This is a genomic window from Metabacillus sp. 84 (assembly GCF_050107715.1).
Classification (GTDB): Bacteria; Bacillota; Bacilli; order Bacillales; family Bacillaceae; genus Metabacillus_B.
In genome coordinates this window covers 164258-179692 of record NZ_JBNILN010000005.1, presented here as the reverse complement: position 1 = coordinate 179692, position 15435 = coordinate 164258, and the positions used below count along the sequence as shown (strand labels likewise).

Below are 15435 nucleotides of genomic sequence, written 5' to 3'. Positions count from 1 at the left end.
CCCCGGTATACCGGGGGTTTTCTTTATGAAAATCGTTTGGATTTAAAAAACAGGAAGAGAGCACATACAGGTCAGGCTCGCGTGTTTTCGTCCGGCTCCATCGTCTGAAACGGCCTATATTCTTCAGGGTGTTTGTTCTTTTATTCTGTGGAATTGCCTATTTAGTGTTAAACTTAAAGAAAAGAACATATGGAGGGATTCAATTGGGCGGACACATTGAACATGCGACGATTGCTCAAAGCGGAGAAAAGCCATACCAGCTTCCTATCAAAAGACTGGCTTTCTACAACCGGATGAGAATTGCTGAAGCATCCCACCCGGAAAAAGGCACCTGCTACTTGTTCTTTTATCAAAATCAGTTTCTGACTGGAAAGTATACTTCTATAAAAAAAGGTTCTATGCTAAGCAAAGCATTCCGGAAGGGAATTGTAGTTGATGCTCCCCATCCTCTGATTGATGCACTCTTTACGCCCTCGCAGACACTGCAGCTGAGAACGGTGACCCAGCTGTTTAAAACGCTGTCCAAGCAGCTTACTCCCCAGGAAACGGTTTATATTCTATCGCATTTTGACTCCTTTGTTTCAAAAGAGAAAATTACAGAAGCAGCGAAGTCTTTCTTCTTCCAATACCGCAGAAGCGGACAGTTTCGTATGGCTTATCAGGTTCTGATCACCCTTTTGGATGCGGATCCGAAAAATCAATGGGCTCATGAATTATCCCAGCATATGGACTATTTGAAATACAGGCTCATATACGAGGGTTCTTTTTCAGAAATGAAAACGGCCGACCCGCTGCACGCTGAGGTGCTTTGTATGAAGAAAGGAAAAGCCTCTTTCAAAAGCCTTCAGAAATTGCTGGCTGAGCAAAAACGCTGGATGGATCAGGCTGCGCAGTATATTCATTATTTTAAAAATGAAAAGGAGCCGGCGCCTGAATTGTATGAGGAGTTTTCGAAGCTTCTGGCAGCCCGGTTCACAGCAAGTGAGCGGGCCGTCATTTTATGGGACTCCTGCCGCGGATTAATGAGGGACGCGAAGGCGAGACAGGATCTGGTTGAAGCGCTGATGAGCGATGGCAGGCTGGAGGATGCCGCTGCTGTGCTGATGGATTCTGATGAATGCCGGGCAGAGCAGCTGATCACTCTGCTGTCAGACCCTGCCTTTGATTATAAAAAGCTTGATGAGGAAAAGCTCCAGCAATTTATACTGAGCATGGAGGATCAGAGGGAATGCGGACGGATGTTAAAAATAATCATACCGAACATGCTGAAGCATCAGGATTTTGCTGCAGTCCTGAACTGGCTGCATCCGATTCCGTCTCTAATGACGGAAAACTTCAAAAAAATGGCTGCCTACCAGGATGACCCGGAACAGCAGCTCGCTCTTGGACGTCTTTATCATGAAATGAAGCAATATCAAAAAGCGATTGACTGCTTCAGCTGGGAAATGGAATTAAATCCTTCTAACCCCGAACCTGTGCAATGGCTGTCGAAAACCTATAAGGAAATGGGGATGGCACAGGAGGCAAAAGCTTATATGGGCATTCTCCAAACGATGCAAAAGGCATCGAACGGATAAAAAATGCTACATCACACTTCCGCCTGAAATTTTCACGGATTCACCAACGATATTGGCTGCTGCATCGGTCAGCAGAAAGACAATAGCAGCTGCCACTTCCTCTGGTGTACTGATTCTCCCTGAGGGGATGGAGGCTTCCGCCTGTTTCAGCTGTTCTTCATAGGTGCGGCCTGTTTTTTCACCTTTTCGCCCGATGCTTGCACGACCCATTTTCGTATCTACATATCCCGGGCAGACCGCATTTACGCGGATTCCGTGCTCAATGGCTTCCACTGCAAAAGACTGGGTGAATCCGATGAGGGCAAATTTAGACCCTGCATATGCGCTGTTTCCGTGGGTTCCTCTTATGCCGGATAAAGAGGAAACATTGACGACAGCCCCGCGCCCTGACACGAGCATATGTCTGTAGACCAATTGAGTAAACAGGACAGTTGAGGTGAAGTTAAGCTCCATAATCCGCCTTAAATCCTCTTCTGTCAGCTCTTCAAGGGGACCGCCTCCTGCAATCCCGGCACCGTTGACAAGCCCTGTGACCGGACCGTTTTCGGAAACAGCTGCATCCAAAAGGCTGTCCCGCTCATCCGCTGCATCAAGGTCCGCGCTGAACAGCAGGATCGAGACACCGGGATTTAATTCTTCGCAGTCCCCTTTAAGCGCTGCGAGCTTATCTTCATCTCTGCCGGTTATTGTGAGATTGGCACCGGCTTCAGCGCACGCCTTTGCTGTTTCGTATCCGATGCCGCCGGTAGCGCCTGTAATAAGAATGTGCTGGTTTTTTAACGCATCACTGGAAAAAATGGTCATCAAATGGCCTCCTTGTACTCAATAATAACCCCTTTCCCCAACCCGGCTCTGAAAAAACACACAGAAGCTGGAGAAAACCGGGAATCGTATTTAAGATGAATAGAAACGTTAACAGAAAGAGGGATTCAGTTGATTGGAAATAAGGACATATTGACCGGCATGATTGTAGATGTCGAAACAACAGGGCTATCACCCAGGCAGGATGAAATGATTGAAATTGGAATCATCCTTTTTCGTTATCACCAGTCGAATGATGAATTCCTTGGAATAGAAGAGGAGCATTCGTATTTGAGGGAACCGAAAGGACCGGGGGCTCTTGCAAACTATGAGCAGGCATACAGAATTCATGGCATTCCGTTCGAAGCGGTAGAAGGACAGGCTTTTCAGGATGATCGGGTCCTGGAAGCGTTCAGCAAGGCGGACTTTGCCCTCGCTCATAATGCTTCCTTTGACAGAAGCTTTGTCTGCGCTATGTATCCGGAAGCGGCCGATCTTCGCTGGCATTGCAGTGTCCGGCATATCCCGTGGAAGGAGTATGGTTTTTTTCAATCCAAATTGCTCTATCTGATAAGGCAGCATGGACTGGGGGCCTCACAGACGCACCGGGCGCTCGATGACGTCATGCAGCTCCATGCTCTGCTTCAATGCAAAAATGAAGAAGGCGCTTCCTACCTGAAAACCGCTCTCTCCCGCAGGCCAATGGGGAAATACGGGGAGAAAAAGCCAGGCTACCGGCGGTATGGAACGAGGTAACGGACAGATCAGGTTCATCGTCTCACACTAGTCTAGATGTATAAGCTTAAAAGCAAAAAGGCTGCCCCAACCTGTTCAGCGGGGACAGCCTTTTTTAGTTTTCCAAAATCTCCTGCACACGGCCAACCTGTCCATCCTCAAGCCTTACCTTGATTCCGTGGGGGTGGTTCGCAGAGTTGGTGAGAATATCCTTTACCTTGCCTTCTGTCAGCCTGCCTGTGCGCTGATCGGCCTTCAGGACAATATTTACCCGGATACCTGGTTTAATATGGATTCTTTGACGGCCATCCATGGTCAGACCCCGGTACGCCGGCGCTGATTATTTGGTTTCTTTGTTTGCTGGCTCGTCATTTTCTTCGTGGATTTTACGAGACCGTTATCAGCCTGTCCGCCGGCTTGTTCTTTCTTCTTAACTGCCAGTCTTTGCTTCATCGCTTCCTGCAGCGACATTTTGCCTTTCGGCTTTTCATCTGCGTGATTGTTTATTTCTTCACTCATAATACATCCTCCTGTGAAATATTTTCCTTAAAAGCTAAAAATTACATCTAAACAGCCCGATAACTAATACATAACCCTTGCTTTAAGCAGGCTCTGCTTAAATTAAGAGAGAAAAGGGAGATGGCCAGTGGATCCGAATCGGGTAAGTCATATTGGAAGCTTTGTAGATCCAGTCGTCTATGGAGCATGTGCAATCATTAGTATGATCAGTGTTTTCGGAATTCTTGCTTATTCCATTAAACTTAAGAACCATCCCCAGACTTCCAATTCAGAAAAAATTCTCGTATCCGCCGCAATTGGGCTGATGTTCTGGATAACTCAAATTCTATTTTACACCTCTTTGCGATTTTCGGTTAGCCCTGATCTGACAAACGGGGTGTATTTGCCGGTTTTTATTTTCCTCGTTTACCTTTTGCTGCATTTTATCGACGGGAGAAAAGCAGGAAGGCGAAATGCAAGGCACTATTCAAAAGTCTGCGTCTATCTGACTATCGCCCTGCTTGCAGCGGATTATGCGGGATTCTACCCGGTTTACGAAGATCAGATGGAGTGGAATGTCCTTCTTATCGTTATGTGTGCGACCATTATGACCGGTACCGTTTTTTCAGGAGCCCAGCTTCTGTTCCTTATTCTGGATGAGGAATCAAACCGGGCTGCATTTTATTGGAGCATCAGCGGAAGCGTGCTGATTGGGTGCGCCCTGTCCGTATTTCCGTACATGGTCATTTTGTCCGTCCTTTCAATCGGTGATCAGCATCAGCCGCTTGTTCTGCTCCCTTATACGGTAGGGCTTATTTCAATGGCAGCACTTGAGTTTGTTCCTTCCTATTATTCGTTCCGGAAGCTTAATGTAAAAAATGAAGAGTATGCTTCGCTCTATCAGAATAACCTGGATGCGGTTTTTACTCTTGATGCAGCCGGCATCATAACCGGATGCAATCGGGCGGCAGCCTTGCTGACAGGCTATTCCGAAGAAGAGCTTCAGGGTGAAAGCTATACTCTTCTCGGGAAGCCTAAGGAAATTTCTGGATTTAATGTATCGAAAGCAATTGCCGGTCAAGCGTTTTCTGCAGAAGTCAGTGTAATGAAAAAGAATGGAGCATCCATTACCGCTATCGCCTCTATAATATCCATTAACGCCGGCGGGAAAGTGACAGGTCTTTATGCCATTTTAAAAGATATATCGGAAATTAAAACAGCAGAAGAGATGATACAAAAGCTTGCCTACTTTGACGATCTCACCGGTTTGCCGAACGAGAAACGGTTTAAGACTTTATTGAAGGAGACAGAAAGGCCTTATACGCTTTTGTCTTTATGTATAGTAAACCTTCTAAGCATTCAGGAGCTGTATGGGGAAAATGCTGAAGATGAAGTGATCAAAGCGGCTTCCGAAAGGGTGAAAAGCTGCATGCCGGAGGGTTCGCTGATCGGATGCACAGATAAAGGTGTCTTTTCCATCGTGTTATATGGGAAGAAGCCCCCAAAAATCGATCGATCCTTCCTTCAAGCACTGGAGAAGCCGGTTTGCTATAAAGAAATATCAGTTAATTTGAATGCAGCATCCGGCGCAGCAGCTTATCCTCTGCACAGCAGCAATCATGAGGAAGTGTTCAAATATGCGAGCATGGCGCTTCATGTAGCGAAAAGCAAGCAGCCCGGGGAACAAATCATCTTTTCAAATGAGCTGAACGAACATTATCACCGCGGGCTTTATATGGAAAATGAATTGAGAAAAGCGATTCAAAACGAAGAATTGACCCTGCATTACCAGCCTAAGTTCAGTCTTGAAAAAAGAGGCTTCAACAGTGCGGAAGCGCTTGTGAGATGGACCCATCCTGAACTCGGCCCGGTATCTCCCGGTGTTTTTATCCCGATAGCCGAAAAAACAGGGCTGATTCGATTGCTCGAAAAATTTGTGCTGAAAAACGCCTTTCTGCAGATGAAAGAGTGGAGGGAAAGAGGCTATCCTTTGCAGAGGGTGGCTGTAAACTTTTCCCATTACCATTTTTATGATGAAGAGATTGTTCAAACGGTAAAGAATGTTTTAAAAGAGACCGGCTTGAACCCGGAATATGCAGAAATTGAAATTACTGAAAGTGCGATGATTGAAAATAAAGAACAAACGATTCAGAAGCTGAATGAGCTGAAAGCGCTCGGCATCAAAATCAGTCTCGACGACTTCGGTACAGGGTACAGCTCGTTAAGTTATTTGCAGGAGCTGCCAATCGATGTGCTGAAAATCGACAGGTCCTTTATCAAAAAAATCAACAGCAGCAAACAGAGCAACGCGATTTTATCGAGCATTATTTCTATGGCAAGAGACCTTGACCTCGAAATTGTCGCCGAAGGGGTAGAAACGAGAGAGCAGCTTGATTTTCTTGACGAGCTGCGATGCCCGTCTATTCAAGGCTTTTATTTTTGCCCGCCGCTGCCGCCGGGAGAGCTGAATGAGCTGCTGAGCAAAGAGACCGTCTCTTAATAAAGCCTGGCCCGGGCTAAAAGCAGCCATCGGTCTGCATGGCTTTGGGGTTGCTAAGAATATCATCGAAAAGTCATTTTTCTGCATTTTTAAACACCATTTACGCCATGACTCCGGCCTTTAAAACGGAACAAAAGCCATCCTCACCGGATGGCTTTTGCTTTTCCTATACACTGGCCATTTTTCTGACTGCTTTTTGAAGAGTGCTTTCTGTTTTAATTCCGGAAAAGTCAATGCCAAGCTGGATAGCTGTCTGGGCGACCTCGGGCCGAATCCCGCTTATAACCGTTTCAACGCCAATCAGCCTGAGTGCTTCTACGAGCTGAAAAATTTCTTTTGCCACCATCGTATCAACGGTCACGACGCCGGAAAGGTCAAGAATGAGGACCGTTATTCTTAAATCAATGCTTTGTTCCAAGGCAGATTCAAGAATGTTTTTTGCTCTTGCTGTGTCAATATCGCCGATAATTGGCAGAAGTCCGATATGATCATGCAGTTCAATGACAGGTGCGCTCAGCTCTTTAATGAGAGAGGACTGCGCTTCAAGCCGGGTAATCATGATTTTCATGAATTGCTTCGTAAAAGATTCGATGACATAATCAAGACTGGTGTTCAGCTTTTTTTCCCAATAGAAAAGATCCTGGATCATGATTGGGAGACTTGTTTCTTTTGCAAAACGCTCGATGAACTGCCAGAATACGCGGCGGAAAACTCCGAAGTTGCGGGTGACTTCTCCAATTGAAGTCCTGGATTGCGCCCGGTCGGCGGCGGTTTTCTTCGTCCATTCTCTAATGCTTTCCTTCATTTCTTCCTCTGTCTGATCAAGGGATTTGGCAACAAGCCTCACGTAATTGGTGTTTTGCTCTTTTATTTTCTCCACTATCTGCTCCGGGGCATCGGAAGAGTAGTCAGAGCCCGGCTTGACCGTTTGATGTGTGTACCATACTTCTGTAAATTCAGGAGCAGTGTCGACAAGATATTGGTAGAGAGCCTTAGCTTTAGTTTCCATAAAAATCTCCTTGCTGGATGAGTCATTCTTCCTTTAATTCTCATGCAACCAGAGGAAGGTTGTCAATGGCTTCCTTGTTATTTCTTTTTTCCTCACCGGGCTGACAGCTTGAATTGGGCGGAAAGGGGATGGATATAACATTACTGAGGCCGCCCGCTGAAGATGTCTGATCTTTATCGTCTCGTATAGTCAGGCTTCCATGAAGGTTAAAATACTAATGTTTGCTTCAATGGGTAATCTCCGTCAGCTTAAGCTTTGTAGGCTCTGGCACCCATCCGTCTCCTATGGAGCAGCTGTCAATTCAAAACGATTTACTCGTCATTTATTCTTTGTACTGCGCTGTAGACTTGATTTCCCGAAAATACGGATATAGCTTAAAATTGTCCGGATTGTTTTTTTCAGCTACACTAGAGTTGTTTCGACATTGACAAAGCTGGGAGAATGCTATGGATAAACAAATGACCTTTACATATGAAATTATGGATGTCTGCCTGCTCGCCGGGAAAATAATGCTTCAAAGCGGCGCGGAAACCTATCGGGTAGAAGATACGATGACCCGTATGGCTTCCGCTTTCGGTTTCCGTCTTTCTCACAGCTATGTAACACCGACAGGAATTATTTTTTCTGTGGAAGGGAGAGAGCCGACGAAGACGAAACTGATTCGGATTGCGGAAAGAACAACAGACCTGGAAAAAGTCGCCCTCGTAAATGCCATCTCCAGAAAGATCAGCAGCGGCGAGCTCAATGCAGACGATGCCTACACTGAATTGAAAAGCGTTGAAAAAGCAGGACACACGTATCCATTCTGGCTTCAGTCTGCCGCGGCCGCTGTCGCGAGCGGCTGCTTTCTTATTATGTTTATGGGGCAGTGGGGGGATTTTCTGCCCGCTATAGCAGCCGGAGGAGCAGGATTTATCAGCCTGATTTATTTTCACAGGCTTGTACCGATTAAATTTTTCTCAGAGTTCCTTGCGTCTTTTATTATCGGCCTCCTTGCTTTCCTGTTTGTTAACGCCGGGATTGGCCATCAGGTGGACAAGATTATCATCGGCTCCGTCATGCCGCTCGTACCCGGACTTCTGATTACGAATGCAGTGAGGGACCTGATGGCCGGTCATCTTATTTCGGGGCTCTCTAAAGGAGCAGAGGCTTTTCTTACCGCCTTTGCCATCGGTTCCGGTATTGCACTCGTCTTTTCCATTTTTGCCGGATAGGAGGATCCTTCATGATTGAACAGCTCATTACAAGCTTTATTGCCTCAGCAGCATTCGGCATGATTTTTAATGCACCGAGAAAATCCCTGGTCAAATGCGGATTCGTAGGGATGCTTGGGTGGATTATCTACTATGTCATGGTTGAGAGCCGGTATGATACGGTATTTTCTACAGTGGTGGCGTCTTTTGTTATTGCGGTAACAGGCCAGGTCTTCTCAAAAATATATAAAACGCCTGTAATCATTTTCAGTGTAGCCGGTGTCATCCCTCTTGTCCCCGGAGGGATGGCTTATGACGCAATGCGCAATTTTGTCCAGAATAATTATGATCTCGCTTTAAGTCTTGCAGCTAAAGCTTTTATGGTTTCCGGCTCCATCGCCATCGGACTCGTATTTTCAGAGGTGATCAACCAGGCGATCAGGCAAACTCAGCTTAACCGGCTGAATAAGGAGCGGGGAAGGTAAAAGGGCTGGCAGGGAAAGTTCATTTTCTCGCCATAACTTTTGGCTTAGCAGGGGGATGAGTGTTGTAAAATGAGTATGACTGTAACACGCAGGCAAGAGATTTTCACATGAAATGAAGAAATAGGAAGTGAGTATATGGAAAAAGAGCAAAAGAATACATTTTCTCAAAAACCTTTTGTTTTCGGGCTTTTATTTGTCATCCTGCTGGCCATCCTAATCGGCGGGCTGTTTGTTGGCTATAACCGGTCAGCATTGAGCAATCCCGGCATCATTTCCTATGAAAATGAACCGTACCTGGGAGATAAGGATGCCCCGGTGAAAATAATTGAATTTGGCGATTACAAATGCCCGGCCTGTAAAGGGTTTAACGACACATTTTTTAAACAGATCGACGAGGAATTGATTCAAACCGGAAAAGTGCAGTTTTTCTTTTTTCAGCATCCGTTTATCAATGTTGACTCCTACCGTTCTGCAGAGTTCGCGGAGAGCGTCTATCTGGAGCTTGGCAACGATACGTTTTGGGAATTCCATAAGGCGCTCTATGATGCTCAGCCGTCAGATCCTGAAGCTGAAAACAAGGATATCTACAAAAAAGATTACCTGACAAATCTTCTAAGCACGATGGCTGGGAAGGAAGATGTGGACAAGGTGATTGAGAGTTATGAAAATAAAGAAGGTAAGCTTGCCGCCAATGAAGATGATGCCCTCGCTATACAGCTTGGCGTAACATCAACTCCAACCCTTTTCGTCAATGGGAAAATGTTTCTTGGACGTAACATGGACGATTTAAGAACAAGAGTGGAATCGGCAGCAAAAGAAGAAGCGAAATAAGGTGAGCAGACTCCCGGTTGGGAGTCTGCTCTTTACGCTTGCCCTGTTCCAAATTAATGGGTTCTTTTAAATCGATTGGATGTATTTGAGTATACGAATAAAAAAATGATCAAAGCTGCTAAGAGAATAACACCTGCACCAAGCAAAGCGTCCATCTCCAGCATCTCCCCTAATGCCATCAGCGCCAGGCAAAAGCTGACACTGTACATCACTTTTCCCATAAACCTGCACAAGGCTGCTTCGTCATATTGAGCCTTTTCACTTTCAGACATTGTATAATAGCCTGCAATCAGAAAAGCTCCTTTCCCTTTCGATAAAACGGCAGCGAAAATGAAGAATGGGATCATGATCATAACGATTGCTATTCCCATAAGAGCATCCCTCCTTAAGACCTCCCAGCTTTTTCCGAGTGCATTCTAATCTTCATTCAATATTTGGATAATTTAAAGTATGGTAAAATAAACATCAGATAAAATAGAGAAAAGAGGAAGTCCGCATGGTATCACAATCCGCCATTATTGGCCTTGTATTTCAAATGATCATCTCCATCATCCTTCCAGTTGCAGGATACATCCTTCTAAGGAAAAAATACCGGATTGCCTTCCGTCCTGTCTTAATTGGGATCCTGATATTTTTTGTGTTTTCTAATGTTTTGGGCGGTGCTGTTAACCAATTTATTCTAGTAACGAATGAATCGACCTCCGCTATAGTCGATCAGCCGATCCTGTTTGCTATATATGGCGGCCTGTCCGCAGGATTTTTCGAGGAAATGGGCCGGTTTATCGCTTTTGCATGGGTGCTGAAAATGTATCAGGAGCGAAAGGACGGTCTTGCCTATGGTTTGGGCCACGGAGGAGTTGAAGCGCTTTTAATCGGAACTCTCGGAAGCATCCAGCTCATATCTCTGGCTCTTCTGCAAAATTCGGGCAGGCTTGAGGAAACGATGGGTGCAAGCCTGCCGCCGGAGGTCATCCAGCAGCTGACAGGTGCGTTAACGGGGCTTACTTTCCCTGTGGCATTTATGGGAGGCTTGGAAAGGGCCGCTGCTTTCTTCATTCAGATTGCTCTATCCCTGCTGGTCCTCTATGCCGTTAAAAACAAAAAATATGGCTGGATATTTGGCGCCATATTGATTCATGCGCTCATCGACTTTTTTCCAGGCCTTTATCAGGCAGGAATGGTCAACCTGATTACTGCAGAGATCGTTGTGTATGGAATTGGAATCGGTGCATTTGTTTTTATTAAAAAAAGCAGGCAGCTGAAAGGCCTGGGAGAATAACTTGCGGGGGTGGGCCGATTGCTCAGCCCCCTTGCTGTATTTCAGATTCCAGCCCATTTTCCAATCAAAATAATTAAATTATTTCCTGCATAAGGATATGATAGAAAGAACAATCCATACATAGAGAAGGGATACCATGAACAGGGTGTTTTCGTATTTAAAACCGTACCGGCTGCCTGCTGGCCTTGCACTTGGTCTTATGCTGACAGAGCTTGCGGTAGAATTGCTCCAGCCTCTTATTATTGCCCGGATGATTGACCAGGGGATTTTGCAGAAAGATTTGGGGGTCATCTGGTTTTGGGGAGGCGTGCTTCTCGCCATGTCGGTTTTTGCTTTCGCAGCAGGTGTGGCCAATTCTTTTCTGGCAAGCAAGGTAAGCCAGGGATTTGCTTACGATCTTCGGAGCAGCTTATTTCAAAAAGTGCAGTCCTTCTCCTTTTCCAACCTTGATGAATTCCAGCCTTCTTCTTTAATTACGAGAGTAACGAATGACGTTAATACCATCCAGATGACTGTTTTTATGAGTCTGCGTATAATGCTCAGGGCCCCGCTCCTTGTCATCGGGGGAACAGTGATGGCCTTGATTGTCAATGTGAAACTGGCCCTCATCCTGGTGTTCGCTATTCCTGTGCTTATTTTCTTTCTTTTATGGGTGCTGAAGGCCGGGGGCGCGATGTTCCGCCTCGTTCAGGAACGGCTCGATAACGTGAATGGGGTCATGAAAGAAAATCTGGCAGGAATGCGCATCATTAAAGCTTTTTTAAACTCTGGATACGAAATCCGCCGCTTTACAAGCGCTACAGAAGAATTGAGAAAGCGGACCACCTCGGTATTGCGCCTGATTGAAATGACCATGCCCATTCTTTATTTTGTGATGAATGCCGGTATTATCGCAATCCTTTGGTTTGGTGTTTCAGAGGCTAGCAGCGGCGGAGCCAAAGTCGGGGAAGTGGTGGCGGTCGTGAACTATTCTTTAAGAATTACAGCGGCCATTTCGATGTTTTCCTTTATTATCATGGCTTTTTCCAGAACAAAGGCTTCTTCTCACCGCGTCTCAGAAGTATTGGAAACAGAGCCTCATCTCAAAGAGGCTCCTCAAACTGAATCCCTCCCTCAGCTAGAGGAGGGGAGTGTGGAATTCAAAAAGGTTACGTTCTCCTATCCGGGCAGTGAAGCCCCGGTTCTGCATGAGATCAGCTTGCGTGCTGAAAAGGGGACAGCGACCGCGCTAATGGGGGCAACCGGATCCGGTAAATCGACCCTCTTTCAGCTTATTCCCAGACTTTATGAAGCAGAGGAAGGGGATGTATTTCTTGACGGTAAAAATGTAAAAGAGTTCCGGCTGAAGGATTTACGAAACCAAATCGGGTATGTTCCGCAGGAAGCTGTTTTATTTACGGGAACGGTCCGCGAAAATATTGCGTGGGGCTGCCCTGAAGCAACGATGGATCAAATTATACAAGCGTCTAAAGATGCCCAGATCCACGATACTATTGAGAATCTGCCGCTTGGATATGACACAGTGGTCGGACAAAAAGGCGTCAACCTTTCCGGAGGGCAAAAGCAGAGGCTGTCTATTGCGAGAGCATTAATCCGAACACCTGCGATTCTGCTTCTGGATGACAGCACGAGCGCTCTTGACATGAATACGGAAGGCAGGCTGCTAAAAGCACTGAAATCCTATTCCTGTACCACTTTTCTCATCACTCAGAAAATCAGTACAGCTTCAGAAGCGGATCAGATCCTTCTTTTGGAGGAAGGAGAGCTCAAGGATGCCGGCACTCACTCAGAGCTGCTTGAATCCTCCGGTATATACAGACAGATCTGGGAGTCTCAAATGAAGGGGGAGCACGTTTATGAGGCCCTCTAGCCATCAGCTTCAAGGAACCAAACAGAAGCGGCCTGACAATTGGCCGGGAGTAGTTAAAAGAATATGGAGTTATATGGATGGAAACAAAGGACTGCTCACCCTTGTTGTTTTCATGATTTTTGCAAGCTCAGCGCTCGGGCTGCTTGGACCTTATCTGATTGGACAGACAATTGACCGGTTTATCGTTCCTTTGCAAACAAATGGCCTTACCCGCCAGCTGTTCCTGCTGATTCTAGTGTACGCAGGGTTTTCCATTTCTTCGTGGCTTCAGAATTTCTGGATGGCCGGCATCGCCCAGCAGGCGGTTTACAAAATGAGAGTACAGCTCTTTCAGCATGTTCAAAAACTGCCGATTGCCTTTTTTGATAAACGGCAGCATGGCGAGCTGATGAGCCGGATTACAAATGATATGGATAACGTCAGCCAAACACTGAACAGTTCCGTTATTCAAATCCTGTCAAGCGTACTGACTCTGATAGGGACTGTAATTTTTATGCTCATCCTCAGCCCCTTGCTTACAGCATTGGCAATGACCATCATTCCGCTCATGCTGTTCGGAATGAAATGGATTACAAAGCGAACCGGCAAAAAATTTAAAGAACAGCAAAAGCATCTTGGAGCATTGAATGGATATATTGAAGAAACCTTCTCCGGCCAGAAAATTGTTAAGGCTTTTTCCCAGGAAGACCGGGTTACGGAGGAGTTTCTGGACCGGAGCTTAAGACTGCGCGAAGCAGGGTTCTGGGCGCAGACCTACTCTGGTTTCATCCCTAAGCTCATGAACGTTCTAAACAACCTAAGCTTTGCAATCATTGCAGCCGCAGGAGGCTTCATGGCTATCAAAGGCTGGATTACAATTGGCACCATTGTCATCTTTATTGAGTACTCGAGGCAGTTTACGCGGCCGCTCAATGACCTTGCCAACCAGTTTAATACAATTTTGTCAGCGGTCGCAGGTGCAGAGCGCGTGTTTGAAATTATGGATGAAAAAGAAGAAAGGGAAGACGGCAGCAAGGATCTCACAAATGGAATTACAAGAGGAGACGTAGCCTTCCGCGGTGTTTCCTTTGGTTATACTGAAGGTGAAACGACTCTCAAAGACGTAAATTTCCAGGCGGAAAAAGGAGAAATGATAGCTTTCGTCGGTGCAACGGGTGCGGGAAAAACAACGGTCATTAACCTGCTCTCACGCTTTTACGACCCGACGGAGGGGACGATTTTAATGGATGGAGAGGACATCACCAAAATCAGAAGGGCAGACTTAAGGAAGAATATGGGCTTTGTTCTTCAGGATCCTTTCTTATTTGAAGGGACCATTCGTGAAAACATCCGCTACGGGCGTCTTCATGCATCCGACCAGGAGGTAGTGGAAGCAGCAAGACAGGCTAACGCCCACTCTTTTATCATGAAGCTTCCACAAAAGTATGATACGGTCCTTAAACACGAAGGAAGCGGAATCAGCCAGGGGCAAAGGCAGCTTCTGTCAATCGCAAGAGCCCTTCTGTCTGATCCGGTTATTCTCGTACTGGATGAAGCTACAAGCAGCATTGATACGATCACGGAGCTGAAAATTCAGGATGCTTTAAGAACGCTCATGGAAGGAAGGACGAGCTTCGTCATTGCCCACAGGCTGAACACAATCCGTCAGGCTGATCAAATTATCGTCCTGGATCATGGGGAAATTATCGAAAAAGGCTCACATGAAGAACTGATCCGGTGTAGAAGAGCTTATTATCAATTGCATCAATCGTCTGAGGATATTAGCTAAAGCTTTCTCATAGGCTTAAGAATGAGCGGATGAGGGAATAGATTAGCAAATACGATGAGGCGGAGGAAAAATCAATGAATAGGATGATTGTATGGCTGGAACATGCTGCAAACTGGTTCGGGAGGAAAACAGTTCCGGCAATTTTCCGTGCAAGTCCACTTTTACAAGATCACACAAAAGAACAGGAGCCGGTGGGCAAATAAAAGCGCCCGGTCCTGTTCTTTTTTTTGATGCTGCAGCTGTCCTGGAATGCAGTTCCCGGCCCGGCACAACGCTGCTATTCTATCTTTAATGAAGAGCAAAACCCTCAAAAAGCAGAGCGAAGAAGAAGTGAGATGAGGTTACCCTAAAAAAGGTGTCCTCAGCACTATCCTATTCACCTAATTGGTCTTTGTGACCAAAAACACAAAAAAATTTTTCTAGTATACCCAAATGAGTATTCGAATATTCACTCAAGCGTATGCAATGGGTACAATAGGGTAGAAGTGAGGTTGTGCCTATTATGGAAAACCGTATTAAGGAAGTGCGAAAATGCAATGGCGATACCCTTCAAAGCCTTGCCAAAAAAGTGAACTATGACTACAGCAATCTTTCGAAAATAGAGCGGGGTCTCTATGTACCCTCTATTTCATTATTAAAAAGGATTGCAGAGGTATACAACGTCGAGATTAGTGATCTGCTCGTTTCCCAAAAGCGAAATAAAGAAGTGATCGATCTTCAATCCAAGCATCTATTCGTTAAGTATGACCTCATAATTGATGGACAACCTGTTTCTCAGGATGAGATCAGCGTCATTGCTTCCATCATCCGCAGATTGAGAAATGCAGCCAATAAGAATGATGATTGATTGGACGACATAAGGCTTGCGATCCAAACAGTGCAGCTCATA

General features: G+C 45.8%; 16 protein-coding genes. 11 read left to right on the top strand and 5 right to left on the bottom strand.

The genetic code is table 11. The features are described 5' to 3' along the window. Nucleotides 1-203 precede the first annotated feature (203 nt). Nucleotides 204-1577 (top strand): tetratricopeptide repeat protein, encoded by a 1374-nt coding sequence (locus tag ACQCV8_RS11535; protein WP_426844780.1) that lies wholly within the window; start codon nucleotides 204-206, stop codon nucleotides 1575-1577. A gap of 6 nt (nucleotides 1578-1583) precedes the next feature. Here ACQCV8_RS11535 and ACQCV8_RS11530 read toward each other — a convergent pair whose 3' ends face one another. Further along, entirely contained in the window at nucleotides 1584-2381 is a 798-nt protein-coding gene (locus ACQCV8_RS11530) for an SDR family NAD(P)-dependent oxidoreductase (protein ID WP_426844779.1), read from the bottom strand. A 129-nt stretch (nucleotides 2382-2510) separates the two neighbouring features. On the opposite strand from ACQCV8_RS11530, the gene ACQCV8_RS11525 reads away from it, so the two are divergent. Next, nucleotides 2511-3134, top strand: a complete 624-nt coding sequence (locus tag ACQCV8_RS11525) for an exonuclease domain-containing protein (RefSeq protein ID WP_426844778.1) — start codon at nucleotides 2511-2513, stop codon at nucleotides 3132-3134. A 94-nt stretch (nucleotides 3135-3228) separates the two neighbouring features. On the opposite strand, the gene ACQCV8_RS11520 is transcribed toward ACQCV8_RS11525, so the two are convergent. Continuing rightward, nucleotides 3229-3426 (bottom strand): YwbE family protein, encoded by a 198-nt coding sequence (locus ACQCV8_RS11520; protein WP_426844777.1) that lies wholly within the window; start codon nucleotides 3424-3426, stop codon nucleotides 3229-3231. A 2-nt stretch (nucleotides 3427-3428) separates the two neighbouring features. Next, entirely contained in the window at nucleotides 3429-3632 is a 204-nt protein-coding gene (locus tag ACQCV8_RS11515) for a hypothetical protein (RefSeq protein ID WP_426844776.1), read from the bottom strand. A gap of 127 nt (nucleotides 3633-3759) precedes the next feature. Here ACQCV8_RS11515 and ACQCV8_RS11510 point away from each other — a divergent pair, with 127 nt between their 5' ends. Continuing rightward, nucleotides 3760-6111: a sensor domain-containing protein gene (locus ACQCV8_RS11510; protein WP_426844775.1), complete on the top strand. Its 2352-nt coding sequence runs from the start codon at nucleotides 3760-3762 to the stop codon at nucleotides 6109-6111. 166 nt (nucleotides 6112-6277) lie between these two features. On the opposite strand, the gene ACQCV8_RS11505 is transcribed toward ACQCV8_RS11510, so the two are convergent. Then, nucleotides 6278-7120, bottom strand: a complete 843-nt coding sequence (locus ACQCV8_RS11505) for an STAS domain-containing protein (protein ID WP_426844774.1) — start codon at nucleotides 7118-7120, stop codon at nucleotides 6278-6280. A 446-nt stretch (nucleotides 7121-7566) separates the two neighbouring features. On the opposite strand from ACQCV8_RS11505, the gene ACQCV8_RS11500 reads away from it, so the two are divergent. From ACQCV8_RS11500 to ACQCV8_RS11490, 3 genes are all read left to right on the top strand, one after another. After that, nucleotides 7567-8334: a threonine/serine exporter family protein gene (locus ACQCV8_RS11500; protein ID WP_426844773.1), complete on the top strand. Its 768-nt coding sequence runs from the start codon at nucleotides 7567-7569 to the stop codon at nucleotides 8332-8334. 11 nt (nucleotides 8335-8345) lie between these two features. Continuing rightward, nucleotides 8346-8798, top strand: coding sequence for a threonine/serine exporter family protein (locus ACQCV8_RS11495; RefSeq protein WP_426844772.1), 453 nt, complete (start codon nucleotides 8346-8348; stop codon nucleotides 8796-8798). A 135-nt stretch (nucleotides 8799-8933) separates the two neighbouring features. Beyond that, nucleotides 8934-9629, top strand: coding sequence for a DsbA family protein (locus ACQCV8_RS11490; protein WP_426844771.1), 696 nt, complete (start codon nucleotides 8934-8936; stop codon nucleotides 9627-9629). Nucleotides 9630-9682: 53 nt separating this feature from the next. Here ACQCV8_RS11490 and ACQCV8_RS11485 read toward each other — a convergent pair whose 3' ends face one another. Next, nucleotides 9683-10000: a DUF3784 domain-containing protein gene (locus ACQCV8_RS11485; protein WP_426844770.1), complete on the bottom strand. Its 318-nt coding sequence runs from the start codon at nucleotides 9998-10000 to the stop codon at nucleotides 9683-9685. Nucleotides 10001-10125: 125 nt separating this feature from the next. On the opposite strand from ACQCV8_RS11485, the gene ACQCV8_RS11480 reads away from it, so the two are divergent. The 5 genes from ACQCV8_RS11480 (at nucleotide 10126) to ACQCV8_RS11460 (ending at nucleotide 15393) form a co-directional block, all read left to right on the top strand. After that, nucleotides 10126-10908, top strand: coding sequence for a YhfC family intramembrane metalloprotease (locus ACQCV8_RS11480; protein WP_426844769.1), 783 nt, complete (start codon nucleotides 10126-10128; stop codon nucleotides 10906-10908). A gap of 136 nt (nucleotides 10909-11044) precedes the next feature. Next, nucleotides 11045-12778: an ABC transporter ATP-binding protein gene (locus ACQCV8_RS11475; protein ID WP_426844768.1), complete on the top strand. Its 1734-nt coding sequence runs from the start codon at nucleotides 11045-11047 to the stop codon at nucleotides 12776-12778. Then, a complete protein-coding gene (locus tag ACQCV8_RS11470; RefSeq protein WP_426844767.1) occupies nucleotides 12765-14546 on the top strand; it encodes an ABC transporter ATP-binding protein in 1782 nt (593 codons plus the stop codon). Before ACQCV8_RS11475 ends, ACQCV8_RS11470 begins: the two co-directional genes overlap by 14 nt. Before the next feature lie 74 nt (nucleotides 14547-14620). Then, nucleotides 14621-14749, top strand: a complete 129-nt coding sequence (locus ACQCV8_RS11465; protein ID WP_426844766.1) for a hypothetical protein — start codon at nucleotides 14621-14623, stop codon at nucleotides 14747-14749. A 299-nt stretch (nucleotides 14750-15048) separates the two neighbouring features. After that, nucleotides 15049-15393 carry a helix-turn-helix transcriptional regulator gene (locus tag ACQCV8_RS11460; RefSeq protein WP_426844765.1) on the top strand — a complete coding sequence of 115 codons (345 nt, stop codon included), beginning with the start codon at nucleotides 15049-15051 and terminating at the stop codon, nucleotides 15391-15393. The last annotated feature ends 42 nt before the right edge of the window (nucleotides 15394-15435 follow it).

Bases quoted from the DNA above. Each gene is read 5' to 3' on its own strand.
- ACQCV8_RS11530 (WP_426844779.1), bottom strand. From the start codon at position 2,381: ATGACCATTTTTTCCAGTGATGCGTTAAAAAACCAGCACATTCTTATT.
- ACQCV8_RS11520 (WP_426844777.1), bottom strand. From the start codon at position 3,426: ATGGATGGCCGTCAAAGAATCCATATTAAACCAGGTATCCGGGTAAAT.
- ACQCV8_RS11515 (WP_426844776.1), bottom strand. From the start codon at position 3,632: ATGAGTGAAGAAATAAACAATCACGCAGATGAAAAGCCGAAAGGCAAA.
- ACQCV8_RS11505 (WP_426844774.1), bottom strand. From the start codon at position 7,120: ATGGAAACTAAAGCTAAGGCTCTCTACCAATATCTTGTCGACACTGCT.
- ACQCV8_RS11500 (WP_426844773.1), top strand. From the start codon at position 7,567: ATGGATAAACAAATGACCTTTACATATGAAATTATGGATGTCTGCCTG.
- ACQCV8_RS11495 (WP_426844772.1), top strand. From the start codon at position 8,346: ATGATTGAACAGCTCATTACAAGCTTTATTGCCTCAGCAGCATTCGGC.
- ACQCV8_RS11490 (WP_426844771.1), top strand. From the start codon at position 8,934: ATGGAAAAAGAGCAAAAGAATACATTTTCTCAAAAACCTTTTGTTTTC.
- ACQCV8_RS11485 (WP_426844770.1), bottom strand. From the start codon at position 10,000: ATGGGAATAGCAATCGTTATGATCATGATCCCATTCTTCATTTTCGCT.
- ACQCV8_RS11480 (WP_426844769.1), top strand. From the start codon at position 10,126: ATGGTATCACAATCCGCCATTATTGGCCTTGTATTTCAAATGATCATC.
- ACQCV8_RS11475 (WP_426844768.1), top strand. From the start codon at position 11,045: ATGAACAGGGTGTTTTCGTATTTAAAACCGTACCGGCTGCCTGCTGGC.
- ACQCV8_RS11470 (WP_426844767.1), top strand. From the start codon at position 12,765: ATGAGGCCCTCTAGCCATCAGCTTCAAGGAACCAAACAGAAGCGGCCT.
- ACQCV8_RS11465 (WP_426844766.1), top strand. From the start codon at position 14,621: ATGAATAGGATGATTGTATGGCTGGAACATGCTGCAAACTGGTTCGGG.
- ACQCV8_RS11460 (WP_426844765.1), top strand. From the start codon at position 15,049: ATGGAAAACCGTATTAAGGAAGTGCGAAAATGCAATGGCGATACCCTT.